14 protein-coding genes are annotated in these 13,406 nt (G+C 41.6%); 13 read left to right on the top strand and 1 reads right to left on the bottom strand.

Going from position 1 to position 13,406, the window contains the following annotated elements; genetic code table 11:
• Nucleotides 1-384: 384 nt before the first annotated feature.
• The 11 genes from LU635_RS13980 (at nucleotide 385) to LU635_RS13930 (ending at nucleotide 10,444) form a co-directional block, all read left to right on the top strand.
• A complete protein-coding gene (locus tag LU635_RS13980) occupies nucleotides 385-1,686 on the top strand; it encodes a cytochrome ubiquinol oxidase subunit I (protein WP_240100110.1) in 1,302 nt (433 codons plus the stop codon).
• A 2-nt stretch (nucleotides 1,687-1,688) separates the two neighbouring features.
• A complete protein-coding gene (locus LU635_RS13975; protein ID WP_240100109.1) occupies nucleotides 1,689-2,711 on the top strand; it encodes a cytochrome d ubiquinol oxidase subunit II in 1,023 nt (340 codons plus the stop codon).
• Between the two features lie 122 nt (nucleotides 2,712-2,833).
• On the top strand, nucleotides 2,834-3,148 hold the full coding sequence (locus LU635_RS13970; RefSeq protein ID WP_240100108.1) for a hypothetical protein: 315 nt from the start codon (nucleotides 2,834-2,836) through the stop codon (nucleotides 3,146-3,148).
• 2 nt (nucleotides 3,149-3,150) lie between these two features.
• Complete coding sequence (locus tag LU635_RS13965; protein ID WP_240100107.1) at nucleotides 3,151-3,636, top strand: DUF2231 domain-containing protein; 486 nt, start codon at nucleotides 3,151-3,153, stop codon at nucleotides 3,634-3,636.
• A 5-nt stretch (nucleotides 3,637-3,641) separates the two neighbouring features.
• Nucleotides 3,642-4,256 (top strand): class I SAM-dependent methyltransferase, encoded by a 615-nt coding sequence (locus LU635_RS13960; protein WP_240100106.1) that lies wholly within the window; start codon nucleotides 3,642-3,644, stop codon nucleotides 4,254-4,256.
• Nucleotides 4,257-4,323: 67 nt separating this feature from the next.
• On the top strand, nucleotides 4,324-5,145 hold the full coding sequence (locus tag LU635_RS13955; protein ID WP_240100105.1) for an SDR family oxidoreductase: 822 nt from the start codon (nucleotides 4,324-4,326) through the stop codon (nucleotides 5,143-5,145).
• Entirely contained in the window at nucleotides 5,132-6,541 is a 1,410-nt protein-coding gene (locus tag LU635_RS13950; protein ID WP_240100104.1) for a coniferyl aldehyde dehydrogenase, read from the top strand. The genes LU635_RS13955 and LU635_RS13950 overlap by 14 nt, the downstream gene beginning before the upstream one ends.
• 267 nt (nucleotides 6,542-6,808) lie before the next feature.
• Entirely contained in the window at nucleotides 6,809-7,498 is a 690-nt protein-coding gene (locus LU635_RS13945) for a nitroreductase family protein (protein WP_240100103.1), read from the top strand.
• A gap of 157 nt (nucleotides 7,499-7,655) precedes the next feature.
• On the top strand, nucleotides 7,656-8,069 hold the full coding sequence (locus LU635_RS13940; protein WP_240100102.1) for a hypothetical protein: 414 nt from the start codon (nucleotides 7,656-7,658) through the stop codon (nucleotides 8,067-8,069).
• Nucleotides 8,070-8,194: 125 nt separating this feature from the next.
• Nucleotides 8,195-9,091, top strand: a complete 897-nt coding sequence (locus LU635_RS13935; RefSeq protein WP_240100252.1) for a sterol desaturase family protein — start codon at nucleotides 8,195-8,197, stop codon at nucleotides 9,089-9,091.
• A 12-nt stretch (nucleotides 9,092-9,103) separates the two neighbouring features.
• A complete protein-coding gene (locus tag LU635_RS13930; protein ID WP_240100101.1) occupies nucleotides 9,104-10,444 on the top strand; it encodes an MBL fold metallo-hydrolase in 1,341 nt (446 codons plus the stop codon).
• A 302-nt stretch (nucleotides 10,445-10,746) separates the two neighbouring features.
• Here the strand turns inward: LU635_RS13930 and LU635_RS13925 are convergent, their stop codons facing one another.
• Nucleotides 10,747-11,046 (bottom strand): GIY-YIG nuclease family protein, encoded by a 300-nt coding sequence (locus LU635_RS13925; RefSeq protein WP_240100100.1) that lies wholly within the window; start codon nucleotides 11,044-11,046, stop codon nucleotides 10,747-10,749.
• Between the two features lie 346 nt (nucleotides 11,047-11,392).
• Between LU635_RS13925 and LU635_RS13920 the strand changes: the two genes are divergently transcribed.
• On the top strand, nucleotides 11,393-11,878 hold the full coding sequence (locus LU635_RS13920; protein WP_240100099.1) for an acyl-CoA carboxylase biotin carboxyl carrier protein subunit: 486 nt from the start codon (nucleotides 11,393-11,395) through the stop codon (nucleotides 11,876-11,878).
• 85 nt (nucleotides 11,879-11,963) lie between these two features.
• Nucleotides 11,964-13,406, top strand: coding sequence for an acetyl-CoA carboxylase biotin carboxylase subunit (gene accC / locus LU635_RS13915; RefSeq protein ID WP_240100098.1), 1,443 nt, complete (start codon nucleotides 11,964-11,966; stop codon nucleotides 13,404-13,406).

Raw genomic sequence — 13,406 nt, 5'->3', positions numbered from 1 at the left:
ATTCCGTTTATATACAGAATTATAGATTGGTTAAATATTTGATTTATCCGGATAACTGGGTGTTTTTCCGGTTCCTGAGAGGAGGGTTGATTATTGCTTGCATAAACGTTTAGACTTAAGTAAAAGACCTCTTGCTTTCAATACCTGAAGAATAATTCTTAAATTATAACAATGCTTATTTAGAATGGTTAGGTGACCCATTATCCGGATATTTTCAATCGCATATTTATCTGCCTTTCATTTCCATATTTCAATCCTTAAAAGTTTCAAAATATTTAGCGGGCTCCAGGGTAAGCCATGGAATTTTCCCTAAATTTATTAGCCGAAAAAACAGGCCTTTTTCGGCAGATTTGCAGCTGATCCGGCCCGAAAAATATTCCTTGAATGGAAAACCTCGATTACGCCAGGCTTCAAATGGCATTTACCCTTGGCTTTCACATAATCTTCGCATGTATTGGTATGGTGATGCCTTTTTTTATGGTTGTATCCCATAAGAAATGGCTGAATACCCGTAAACCGGTCTATCTTGATCTTACAAAGGCATGGCAAAAAGGAGTAGCTATTTTTTTTGTTACGGGAGCGGTTTCCGGTACAGCCTTGTCTTTTGAACTTGGAATGTTGTGGCCTGAATTCATGAAACATGCCGGTCCGGTGATTGGGATGCCTTTCTCCCTGGAGGGGGCGGCCTTCTTTGTGGAGGCTATTGCCCTTGGTTTCTATCTCTATGGCTGGAAGAGACTTCCCGAGACCTTTCACTGGATCACCGGGATCATAATTGGTATTTCCGGGGTGGCTTCGGGGATCCTCGTAGTTTCCGCCAACGCCTGGATGAATGCTCCTGCTGGCTTTGATGTAGTGAACGGAGAGTTTATAAATATTGATCCTGTAGCCGCCTTCTTTAATGAAGCCTGGTTCACCCAGGCTCTGCATATGACGCTCGCTGCTTTTGCCGCTACCGGTTTTGCCGTGGCAGGGATTCATGCTTTTCAGATACTTCGTAATAAAAATCCCGAACTACATAAAGAAGCTTTTAAGATCGCGATCTTCTTTGGTGCGGTGGCAGCTATTCTGCAGCCATTAAGCGGAGACCTTTCGGCCAAGGATGTTGCAGTAAGACAACCTGTAAAGCTGGCTGCAATGGAAGCTCATTATGAAACGGAAAAAGGCGCTCCGTTATTCATTGGGGGAATAGTGGATGAAGATAAAAAAGAGGTAAGTCACAAGATAGAGATACCCGGGGCTTTGTCATTCCTGGCCTTTGGAGATTTTGATGCAGAGGTGAAGGGGCTTAATGAGTTTCCCGAAGATGAATTACCTCCGGTGGCAATAGTTCACTATGCTTTTCAGTTAATGGTAGGTATTGGAACCTTGCTTATGCTGGCCGCACTTATCTTTTTTATCAGTCTTAGGAAAAGAGGCTGGTGGGATAACAAAAAGTTCTGGTGGCTTTTTGCGGTTCTGAGTCCTTTAGGATTTATTGCCGTGGAAGCCGGTTGGGTGGTGACCGAAGTGGGCCGGCAACCCTGGATAGTCTATAATGTGATGAGAACAAAAGATGCAGTGACCCCCATGCCTGGACTTGTATATAGCTTTTATATGTATGTGGTTGTTTATCTCGCCCTGGCGGTGACCGTTACCTGGCTAATGAACAGGCAGATAAAGGCGCTTAACAATTCAACTGAATAATTATGCTGTATGTAGTGCTTTTCTTTACTTTTTTCTCGCTCTTCCTGTATGTACTCCTTGGAGGAGCCGATTTTGGAGCAGGCATCGTTGAACTGTTTTCCTCGCGTAATAACCGGAAGCTTACCAGAGATACTATCTACCAGGTAATGGGCCCTATTTGGGAGGCCAATCATATCTGGCTTATTATTCTAATCGTGATCTTATGGATAGCTTTCCCTGCATATTTCAATATCATTATTATTTATCTGCATGTTCCTTTAACGCTGGTTCTTTTGGGAATTACTATCAGGGGCGTTGCCTTTATTTTCAGGCATTATGATGCCGTGGTGGATGCCTCTCAAATATGGTATAACAGGCTTTTCAGGATTGGTAGTCTTATCACACCTGTTTTTCTCGGAATGTCCTTTGGGACCCTTGTGAGCGGAAAAATAATCCTCACAACAGATTATTCTGAAATAGGTTTTGCCGATATCTTTATTTTTCCCTGGCTGAATACTTTTACCCTGCTTACCGGTCTTTTTTATGCCGCTCTTTGCGCTTTCCTGGCATCAACCCTTTTAATAGGTGAAACTACGGGTGAAGTGAGAAAGATCTACAGCCGTAAATCAGCCGTTTTTACCATAAGCCTGGTCCTAATAGGTGGAGCCGTGCTGACCTATGGCTATTTTACCGAAATGGTTTTTGTGAAAGACTTTCTGAACAATCCTTTTTCTTTGATTGCGATAGCCCTTTCAGCCATCCTGCTTATTCCTTTATGGCAGGCAATAAAGAAACAATACAGTATGCGCACAAGGATTCTGGCCGGTTTACAGGTACTGCTGGTTATTTTTGCGGCGGTGAATACGCACTTTCCAAATCTCATAATTACCGATACTTCTGAAGTGGATCTGCTGGCGGGTGCAGCGCCAGATTCGGTGATCAGGGTACTAGGTATTTCACTGATAATAGGAGGTGCCATTATTCTGCCCGGTCTTTTTCACCTTATGAGATCCTTTAATATGATAAACCCTAAAAAGGAAAGCTGAGTGAGCAATAATCTGAAACTACTAAAAAACATATAAATAGTGCTTAAGCTTTTGCTTTGAGGGCTTTTTTGACTAATTTCAAGACAGCTTTTTAACTGAAAACTAATCTTAAACAATTTGATATGAGATCTACTATTTTAAAAGGATTAATGTTCAATACCATCCTCCTGTTCTTTGCCTGTGGTGAAAGTACAGATGTAGTGGAATCAGGTACTTACCAGGGAACCATCAAGGAGGTGGAGCCTGAAAAGACTGAGATCTATGTGACTACAGATGATGATAAGACCCTCGAACTTTATTTTACCGAAAGCACCAGCCTTACGAGGAATGGCAGCGAGGTAGATTTTTCTGAACTGAAAGAAGGTCAGAAGGTTGAGGTTGAAGTGGAAAAAGTAGGGCAAAGACTGGATCCTATTTCAGTGAAAATCATGGAGTAGGTATGAATGAGATACCAGAATTCTGGCGGACAGAGGTTTATCATCCTCTGTCCGTTCATTTTCCGATAGTTCTTTTGCTTATGGCCACCCTCTTTAAACTGATTGGCCTCTGGTCTTCTAAGATCACCTGGGAACAGGGTGGAAGATTTCTGTTGATTCTTGGCGTGATAGGTGTTTGGATCTCTGTATATACCGGAGATCTTGCTGATGGAATAGTTTCCAGGGAATTATGCGATCCCACCATGCTGAAAGATCATGAGAATTTCGCGTTTATCACCGCATGGATATTTTCGGCAGCTCTTGTAATAGAGCTTCTTATCTCCTATATAGATCTTTTTAAAACAAAAATGCTTTCCCTAATACTTGTACTGGTTTTACTCGTGGGCTCCGGAACCCTGGCCTATGTAGGCCATCTGGGAGCAGAGCTGGTATACCAGCAGGCAGCTGGGGTGTATGTGCCTTCTGAAGACTGTACGGAATTTAATTGATAAGCATGACAGACCTTAAATCTCATTGGGAAAATATTTATTCGGAAAAGGAATTCCGTGAAACCAGCTGGTATCAGGGTAAACCTGAAACCTCCTTGGAAATTATTGAAGCCCTGAACCTTTCAAAAGACGCGGAAATAATTGATGTGGGCGGGGGAGACAGTTTCCTGGTTGATAATCTTTTGCATCTTGGTTATACTAACCTTAATGTCCTGGATATCTCAGTGAATGCTATTGAACGTGCTAAAGATAGAATAGTCGAAATTTCAAAAGAGGTTAAGTGGATAGTAAGCGATGCCAGTGAATTTACCCCGGATCGGAAATTTGACCTGTGGCACGACCGGGCAGCCTTTCATTTCCTTACCGATGAAAAAAGGATCAGGGCCTATATTTCCAGTTTAAATAGTTCCTTAAAACCTGGAGGCTATCTTATCCTTGGGACGTTTTCCGAAAATGGCCCGGATAAATGTAGCGGTATCCAAATAAAGAAATATTCGAAGAAAGATATGGAGAGCCTCATGCAAAATGATTTTCAAATGCAGGATTTCAGAAATGTGGATCATGTAACGCCCTGGAATGCGGTTCAAAACTTTAACTTCGGCTTATTTCGGAAAAAATAAGATTTTTTATCATTGCAGGAGTTACGTCTGAAAATTCCTAAATTTAACCTGTACTTCAATCAGAGACTTGACGAAATTTAAAGATAAAACCATACTTATTACCGGAGGTGCTTCAGGCATCGGCCTTCTAATGGCCAAACTCAGTATTCAAAATGGAGCAGCCAGTCTTATCATTCTTGATATTGACAGAACGGCTCTTCTAAAAGCTGAAACGCAGCTGAAAAGTTCCGGATGCGAGATTATTATTTTCCCTGTAGATCTTACAAATGAAGAGCAATTAACCACCACCATACATGAGATTAACAGGCGGAAACTGATGGTGGATATCCTTATAAATAATGCCGGGGTGGTTACGGGTAAGGATTTTAAAGATCACTCTGAAGTGGAAATAGACAGGACCATGAAGGTAAATTCAATTGCACCTATGAAACTTAGCCTTTCCTTGCTTCCGCAGATGATAAAAAAGGGCAGTGGGCATATTGTGAATATTTCTTCGGCCGCCGGGATGCTCGCCAACCCGGGAATGTCAGTTTACTGCGCCAGCAAATGGGCTCTTAGTGGTTGGTCTGATTCATTGCGTATTGAAATGGAACGGGAACGAACAGGTGTAAAGGTCCTTACGGTGACCCCATATTATATTGATACGGGCATGTTTAAAGGCGTAAGTTCACCTCTTATACCAATATTGAAACCTGAAAAAGTAGCAAAAAGGATCATCAAAGCAATCGAGAAGGATAAGATTATATTAAGAACTCCTGAGATCATCTATTTATTACCTTTTGTTAAGGGGATTCTTCCCAAAAGGATGCTTGATCTAGTGATAGGAAAATTATTCGGGATTTATAGTTCAATGAACACATTTAAAGGCAGGACCAATGACCAGAACTGAATTAGAGCAATTACTCATACAGCAAAAAGCTGCTTTTAAAGCTTCCCCTCCGGATCTCGGAAAGCGCCTTAAAGCCCTGAAAAAGCTTTCCGATATTATTGATGAGAACAAGGAGAGCCTTATTGAAGCAATTTCCCGTGATTTTGGTTTGCGGTCGCGGGAGGAGACACTGGTACTGGAAATATTTCCATTGCATGATCAGATAAGACATGCGACGAGGAACATGAGAAGCTGGATGAAGAAACAGTATGTTACGGGCTCCTGGTTTCTGCTGCCCAGTAAAGCTTATTATCAATATCAGCCTCTTGGTAGTGTGGGTATAATGGGAGCCTGGAATTACCAGCTCCTGTTAACCTTAAGTCCGCTTTTAGATGCCATTGCGGCAGGGAATCATGCTATTATCAAACCTTCTGAGATTGCACCGGCCTCTGCCGAAGTGCTGAAAGAGCTCATAAATTCAAATTTTCAGCCGGAATATATCCATTGCGTAACAGGAAATACGCAATTGGCCAAAGACTTTTCTTCAATGCCTTTTGATCATCTTTTCTTTACTGGTCCAACCAATGTTGGGAAGATGATCATGGCCGCCGCCGCACCAAACCTTACTCCTGTGACTCTTGAACTGGGAGGTAAATCTCCCGCGATCCTTCACGATTCATATTCGGTGGAACTGGCGGCTAAAAGAATCATGGCCGGTAAACTCTTCAATTGCGGGCAGACCTGTGTAGCTACCGATTATATTATTCTGCCCCGTAAACTAAATGAGGAATTTAAGGAAGCTGCAACTAACTCAGCCCGGAAATTTTACCCTGATATTTTAAATAACAAGCAGTATAGTGGGATCATAAATGAGGATCATTATAACCGCCTTGAAAGTCTGCTCGAAGATGCCAGAAACAAGGGAGCTTCAATTACAGAACTGGCTTCCAATACCTCTTCAGATGAAAAAAGAATTATGACGCCTAAGCTGGTCTTTGATGTTAACGACGAGATGGAGATCATGCATGAAGAGATCTTTGGCCCTATTTTACCAGTGTTAAATATGGAGACTGTTGAAGAGGCTATAGAATACGTAAATGAGAAACCAAAACCTCTGGCACTATATTACTTTGATACTAACAAGAAACGTATAGACTGGCTGCTTAAGCATACGCTCTCCGGCGGGGTGACCATCAATGATACTGTATATCATCTAGCGCAGCATAACCTTCCTTTTGGAGGGGTAGGAGCCAGCGGGATGGGACATTACCATGGATTTGATGGTTTTCAGACCTTTTCAAAGAAAAGAGCAGTAATGCATCAAAAGAGACTGGCAGCATCAGATCTTTTACATCCACCTTATACCAACCTTAAGAAAAAGCTCATCCAGGTTTTAGGCACACTCTCAAAGGTGTAATAGCCATTGCGAGCAAGGCGAAGCAATCTTCAATTGTGCCCCCGGGTCTTCATGAGACTAGTTCGGTCATTGCGAACGTAGTGAAGCAATCACTCCTTGTTTCAGTCATTGCGAGCAAAGCGAAGCAATCTCTTGTGGTCTGAGTCATTGCGAACGAAACGAAGCAATCTCTTTATTGTGAGCCAGGCGAAGCAATCTCACTTTCCTGGTTGGGAACCCTAAATCTTCAATTCCTTTTAATAAATTTGAATGAACACTTGTTAATTTATGTCCGCCAGGGAAAAACTAGTCAATGGATTCAGACATGTGCCTTATCAGGCAGAGAATTTTTCTTTGGAAGAAATGCTCAAGCGATCAGAGGAATATTATAAGTGGCTTGATAAAAGAAGATCTGTGCGGCATTTTTCAAATAAAGCGGTGCCCCGGGAAGTCATTGAGAATATTATCAGAACTGCGGGAACAGCCCCTTCCGGAGCGCACAAACAGCCCTGGAAGTTTTGTGTGGTTTCCGGTTCAGATCTAAAAAAGAAGATAAGAAAGGCGGCAGAGCAGGAAGAAAAGGAAAATTATAGCGGCCGAATGAGTGAACGCTGGCTTGAAGACCTTGCTCCTTTAGGAACAGATGAAAACAAGGAATTTCTGGAAATGGCCCCCTGGCTTATCGTGGTTTTCAAAGAAGTTTATGGGCTGGACGAAAAGGGAGAGAAGTATAATAATTATTATGTGAACGAATCGGTTGGGATCGCTTGCGGCATGTTGATATCGGCCATACATAATGCCGGGCTCGTTACACTAACGCACACACCGAGTCCCATGAATTTTCTGGCAGAGCTACTGGAACGCCCGGCCAACGAAAGGGCTTTCCTGCTTTTACCGGTAGGCTATGCGGCAGAAGATGCATTGGTACCCGATATTCATAGAAAACAATTAGATGAGATAAGCAAATTCTATAAATAAAGATGCCAGTTCCGGTAGGGCGAAACTGGCATCGGTATCTATGAAAAAACACAATTTTTTGGGGCAAAAAGGCTTCTCCTTTTTAGAAGTCGCAATTTATAATTCTTGATTATGTTTTTAAGTAACCTATGTTACACAGTAAATTAGAATCTGGAAAATGCCAAAGCTTCTTTTAAAAAGAAATTCTGAATGGGCTAATAAGATGAAGACTTACCACCTTTATCTGAATGGCCGGGAATTTACTGAGATAAGGCATGACGAGGTATTATCATTTGAAATACCTGAAGGTAAATATCGTTTAGAGGCCAGGGTCGACTGGTGTGGCAGTCAGCCGCTGGAGCTTGAATTTAAAGAAGGAGAAATACGGAAGGTGGAAATAACAGGCTTTGTTTTTTCTAAATATCTTTTTCCTTCAGCCCTCTCCACATTGATTATTTATATGGCCATCTACTTTCATTTTAAGGTCAACAGTCTTTTTCTGGCCAGTGTTTTAATGTTCTTTTTTGGCTATCTGGTTTATTTCATGACTTTTGGACGTAAGCATTATTTAAGACTTATGGAAAGAGCATAATAACCGAAATCAGAATGGTTTTCTCTTAAAAAATACTGGCAGCAAATAGCTTGAGAAACTGTAACAAAGGTTACTGCTTTTACTTAGCTATATTTATATTTTTGTATCTCAAAATTTTAAAAGTGCTGGAGAAGTATATAAACATAATTCAGGAATCATTTTCCGGATATTTTAATTACCTGGTGAATGAGATTATGCATCCTGCCTGGACGAGTTATTTCTACTGGCTGATAGGCCTTTCCCTGCTGGTATGGGGTCTTGAGGTCCTGATTCCCTGGAGGAAGGATCAAAAACTTTTTAGAAAGGGCTTCTGGCTGGATACTTTTTACATTCTCTTCAATTTCTTTCTTTTTTCGCTTATAGGTTATAATGCCCTGAGTAATGTTGGAGTGGAGCTGTTCAATGATTTTCTTAACCTCTTCGGAATAGAGAATATCGTGGCAATAGAGATAGATGATCTGCCGGGATGGGTTCAATTACTCATAATGTTCGTTATTGCCGATTTCATTCAGTGGAATGTTCACAGGCAATTACACCGCCAGCCATGGCTCTGGGAATTCCATAAGGTACACCACAGCGTGAAGGAAATGGGATTCGCAGCTCAGTTCAGGTTTCATTTTATGGAAACTATTATCTATAAGACCGTGCAGTATATTCCTTTAGCTATGATAGGTTTCGGAATACAGGAATTCTTTGTGGTTCATATGTTAACGGTATTTATAGGACACCTTAACCATGCTAATGTTGGGTGGGACTACGGGCCTTTAAAATATGTTTTGAATAACCCGAAGATGCATATCTGGCATCATTCAAAAGACCTTCCTGAAGACAGACCCTTTGGAATGAATTATGGCTTAAGCCTGAGTATCTGGGATTATATTTTTGGTACGGCGCATATTCCAAAGAATGGAAAGAATATAGAACTTGGATTTGAAGGAGATAAGGATTTCCCGGAAGATTTTGGGAATCAGATGCTTTTCCCTTTCAGAAATAAAAATAAAGTAAAACCAGATAAAATATAAAAATTGAAAAATATGATCATAAAACAGTTTAAAGATAGCCCACTGGCCCATTATTCTTATGCCGTTGTTAGTGATGGAGAGATGGCGCTGGTAGACCCTTCAAGAAATCCTATGCAATATTACAGGTATGCTGAAGAACAGGGTGCAAAGATAGTTGCGGTTTTTGAAACGCATCCCCATGCAGACTTCGTTAGCAGCCACTTGCAGATACATGAAGAAGCTGGTGCTACAATTTATGTAAGCAAACTGGTGGGAGCCGATTATCCGCATAAAGGCTTTGATGATGGAGATACTGTGAATATTGGGAATATAGAATTCAGCGCAATAAATACTCCGGGACACTCTCCAGATAGTATCACAGTTGTTGCTAAAGAAGGTGATGAGACCGCTTTATTCACTGGTGATACACTCTTCATTGGAAATGTAGGAAGGCCAGACCTGAGGGAAAAGGCCGGGAATATGAAGGCGAAGAGAGTAGACCTTGCCAAGCAGATGTATAATACCATTAAAACGAAATTCAACGATCTTCCTGATGATGCCCTGGTATATCCGGCTCACGGAGCAGGTTCGCTTTGCGGAAAGAATATGAGTGACGCTTCTTCAAGTACACTTGGAAATGAGCGTCAGGGGAACTGGGCTTTTAAAGAGCAGACCGAAGAAGAGTTCGTGGAAGAGATCCTTAAAGATCAGCCTTTCATTCCTTATTACTTCGGTTTCAATGTGGATATCAATAAAACAGGACCTGAAAATGTTCAGAGAACCAAATGGGCCAATAAGCTCAGACTGAATGTTGATAAGCCGGAAGAAGGAGTTGTGGTGGTTGATACACGTAATGGAGATGTTTATAAAGCAGGTCACCTTCCAAACAGTATCAACATCATGGCAAGATCTGAAGATGACAGTTATGAAACCTGGCTTGGAGCCATTATCAAGCCTGAAGAGGAGTTTTACCTGGTTATAGAATCCGTAGATCGCCTTGAAGAAATACTTGAAAGAACAGCCAAGATAGGATATGAGAAACAGGTTAAAGCAGTGGTTACTTTAGGTAATAAACTGTCTGAAAAATCAGATCAGTTTGATCTTGAAGATTTCAAGAAAAACAAGGATAATTATACCATTGTGGATATCAGGAATCAGAGCGAAGTAAGTGAAGGGAAGATCTTTGAAGATGCGATTACCGTTCCTTTGAATGAGCTGAGGGATAATACTACAGAGATCCCGTCACATAAGCCGGTAGTGGTTCATTGTGCAGGAGGTTACAGATCTTCTGCGGGAAGCAGTATCCTGGAGAATCGTTTTGAAAATACAAAGGTTTATGATCTTAGTGAAGCAATAAAGGAGTTTAAGCAATAAGCTTATCACACCCATTATCTAAACCCGGAAGTAACCTTCCGGGTTTTTTTATGTGTCATTGCCCACGAAGCTAATGACTTTCCCCAGGTCATTGCGAGCGAAGCGAAGCAATCTCTTCGGAGCTGGCGTCATCATGAGACTGCGTCAGTCGTTTCACTCCTTCGCAGTGACGTTTCCATGGTCATTGCGAACGCAGCGAAGCAATCACTTTGGAGCTGGGGTCTTAATGAGACTGCATCAATCGTTTCACTCCTTCGTAGTGACGTTTCCATGGTCATTGCGAGCAAAGCGAAGCAATCTCATCAAATAGGGAGTATCCAATCCTCAGCAAGATCAACCCACTCGGGGTTCTGATCATTAATCAAATTTTCTTTTCGGGCTCTGTTTCCGGCTTTAATTTTCTTTTCAAAATTGATGGCTTCAACAATATTTTCAAATTCAAGATAAAAAACCAGTCGGTCGCAATTGTACCTGGCAGAAAAACTTCCTCTGTAATATTTGGTTTTGTGTTGAAAGACTCGATTAATGAGATTGGAAGTTACTCCGGTGTAAAGTACTTTTTTGTTTTTATTGGTGAGTATATAAACATAACTTTTCCTCATTCATTAAATATAATTCTAATTCCAGTCATTGCGAGCGAAGCGACGCAATCTTTAAAGGGGTGCTGGATCATCATGAGACTGCGTCAGTCGTTTCACTCCCTCGCAGTGCCGTTTCCCAGGTCATTGCGAACGCAGCGAAGCAATCTCTTCGGAGTTGGGATCATCATAAGACTGCATCAGTCGCTTTGCTCCTTCGCAGTGAGGTTTCCTAAGTCATTGCGAGCAAAGCGAAGCAATCTCATCCGGTTTCACCAGGACCTTCAATAATTTGAGATTTCTACAACATTTGAAACAGCTTAATTTTTCTATATTTACGCTACCATGCTCAAAAAGAACACAGAACTTTATGGATAAAAAATACAGGGTAAAAGTTAATGATACCTACAATTTTGAATTCACCCAGGAAGAGGTAGATGCTCTTGACACACAGCAAACTTCAAATTCTCACTATCATCTTCTTAAACATAAACGGTCTTTCACTGCGGAGATACTTAAACCCGATTTCCTTAGCCGGAAATATGATATTAAAATAAACTCCAATATATATTCGGTCAGGATCAATAATGACCTTGATATGCTTATCGATGATATGGGGCTGTCTTTGGGAAGTCTTCATCAGGTAAACGATATCAAGGCGCCGATGCCAGGTCTTATCCTGGAAGTGAATGTGAAAGAAGGGGATGAGGTAAAAGAAGGTGACTACCTTCTGGTACTGGAAGCGATGAAAATGGAGAATACCCTTACAGCTCCCAGAGATGGAGTGGTAAAATCAATAACTGTAAATAAGACAGATACTGTAGAGAAGAATCAGTTATTGATAGAAATGGAGTAACTGGAAGTGGGATTTCCGAAATAAAAATTATAAAATTAATGAGAAGTCACCTTGAGCATAGTCGAGGTCTTGTTAAAAAATAAATATGAAGAAAATATTAGTAGCCAACAGGGGAGAGATCGCATTGAGGGTGATGAAAACCATCAAAAAAATGGGAATCGATACCGTAGCGGTTTTTTCCAAGGCCGACAGGAATGCGCCCCATGTGAAGTTTGCTGATGAAGCGGTTTGCATTGGAGAAGCGCCTTCCAGTGAATCTTACCTTAAAGCAGATAAAATAATAGAAGTAGCCAGGGAGCTTAATGTTGACGGGATACATCCCGGATATGGATTTTTAAGCGAAAATGCTGCGTTTGCCGAGAAAGTCGAAAAGAACGGCATTACCTGGATAGGCCCTGGTTCAAAAGCCATTGAGGTCATGGGGAGCAAGCTGGCAGCTAAAGACGCGGTCAAAAAATATAATATTCCCATGGTGCCGGGAATCGATGAAGCTATCACCGATACGGAAAAAGCGAAGAAGATTGGGAATGATATTGGATTCCCCATACTTATAAAAGCCTCTGCAGGTGGTGGGGGTAAAGGGATGAGAATCGTTGAAAAAGAGAAGGATCTAGAGGATCAGATGAAGCGCGCCATTAGTGAGGCCGAATCGGCATTCGGAGACGGTTCTGTATTTATCGAGAAATATGTGGCATCACCCAGACATATTGAAATTCAGGTACTGGCAGATACCCACGGAAATATTGTTCATCTTTTCGAAAGAGAATGTAGCATTCAGCGAAGACATCAGAAAGTGGTGGAAGAAGCACCTTCAGTCGTACTTGATGAAGCATTAAGAAAGGAAATGGGAGAGGCCGCGGTTAAAGTGGCAAAAGCCTGTGATTATGTTGGTGCAGGTACTGTGGAGTTTTTGTTTGACGAGAATCGGAACTTCTATTTTCTTGAAATGAACACCAGGTTACAGGTAGAACACCCGGTAACCGAATATATCACAGGAGTGGATCTGGTAGAGCAACAAATTCTGGTAGCACGCGGGGAGAAACTTGCATTCTCACAGGAAGATCTTAAAATAAACGGTCATGCGATGGAACTTAGGGTGTATGCCGAAGATCCGTTGGAAGATTTTATGCCGAGTACGGGAAAATTGGAAAAATACCGTCTGCCTTCCGGAGAGGGCATAAGGCTGGACAATGGCTTTGAGGAAGGTATGGATGTGCCTATCTATTATGACCCAATGCTTGCCAAACTCATCACTTATGGAAGAACCCGTGAGGAAGCCATACAGTTGATTATAAAGGCCATCGATGATTATATAGTAGAGGGAGTGAGTACAACCCTGCCTTTTGGAAAATTTGTCTTTCAGCACGACGCATTCCGAAGCGGAAAATTCGATACGCATTTCGTTAAGAAGTATTATTCACCTGAGGCACTTAAAGAAGAAACAGAGAAAGAAGCCCGCCTGGCTGCTCTCATGGCATTAAAACAATATTTTAAGGATAGGGAACAATTAAGATTACCTCATAATTAG

This window comes from Christiangramia crocea, from assembly GCF_022410465.1.
Taxonomy (GTDB): domain Bacteria; phylum Bacteroidota; class Bacteroidia; order Flavobacteriales; family Flavobacteriaceae; genus Christiangramia; species Christiangramia crocea.
This window is presented reverse-complemented; position numbering and strand designations above follow the sequence as displayed.

What these genes read in the sequence shown, in the direction of transcription:
- LU635_RS13940 (WP_240100102.1), top strand. Translation starts at nt 7,656, where the DNA reads ATGCCAAAGCTTCTTTTAAAAAGAAATTCTGAATGGGCTAATAAGATG.
- LU635_RS13965 (WP_240100107.1), top strand. Translation starts at nt 3,151, where the DNA reads ATGAATGAGATACCAGAATTCTGGCGGACAGAGGTTTATCATCCTCTG.
- LU635_RS13945 (WP_240100103.1), top strand. Translation starts at nt 6,809, where the DNA reads ATGTCCGCCAGGGAAAAACTAGTCAATGGATTCAGACATGTGCCTTAT.
- LU635_RS13950 (WP_240100104.1), top strand. Translation starts at nt 5,132, where the DNA reads ATGACCAGAACTGAATTAGAGCAATTACTCATACAGCAAAAAGCTGCT.
- LU635_RS13975 (WP_240100109.1), top strand. Translation starts at nt 1,689, where the DNA reads ATGCTGTATGTAGTGCTTTTCTTTACTTTTTTCTCGCTCTTCCTGTAT.
- accC (WP_240100098.1), top strand. Translation starts at nt 11,964, where the DNA reads ATGAAGAAAATATTAGTAGCCAACAGGGGAGAGATCGCATTGAGGGTG.
- LU635_RS13980 (WP_240100110.1), top strand. Translation starts at nt 385, where the DNA reads ATGGAAAACCTCGATTACGCCAGGCTTCAAATGGCATTTACCCTTGGC.
- LU635_RS13930 (WP_240100101.1), top strand. Translation starts at nt 9,104, where the DNA reads ATGATCATAAAACAGTTTAAAGATAGCCCACTGGCCCATTATTCTTAT.
- LU635_RS13920 (WP_240100099.1), top strand. Translation starts at nt 11,393, where the DNA reads ATGGATAAAAAATACAGGGTAAAAGTTAATGATACCTACAATTTTGAA.
- LU635_RS13970 (WP_240100108.1), top strand. Translation starts at nt 2,834, where the DNA reads ATGAGATCTACTATTTTAAAAGGATTAATGTTCAATACCATCCTCCTG.
- LU635_RS13960 (WP_240100106.1), top strand. Translation starts at nt 3,642, where the DNA reads ATGACAGACCTTAAATCTCATTGGGAAAATATTTATTCGGAAAAGGAA.
- LU635_RS13925 (WP_240100100.1), bottom strand. Translation starts at nt 11,046, where the DNA reads ATGAGGAAAAGTTATGTTTATATACTCACCAATAAAAACAAAAAAGTA.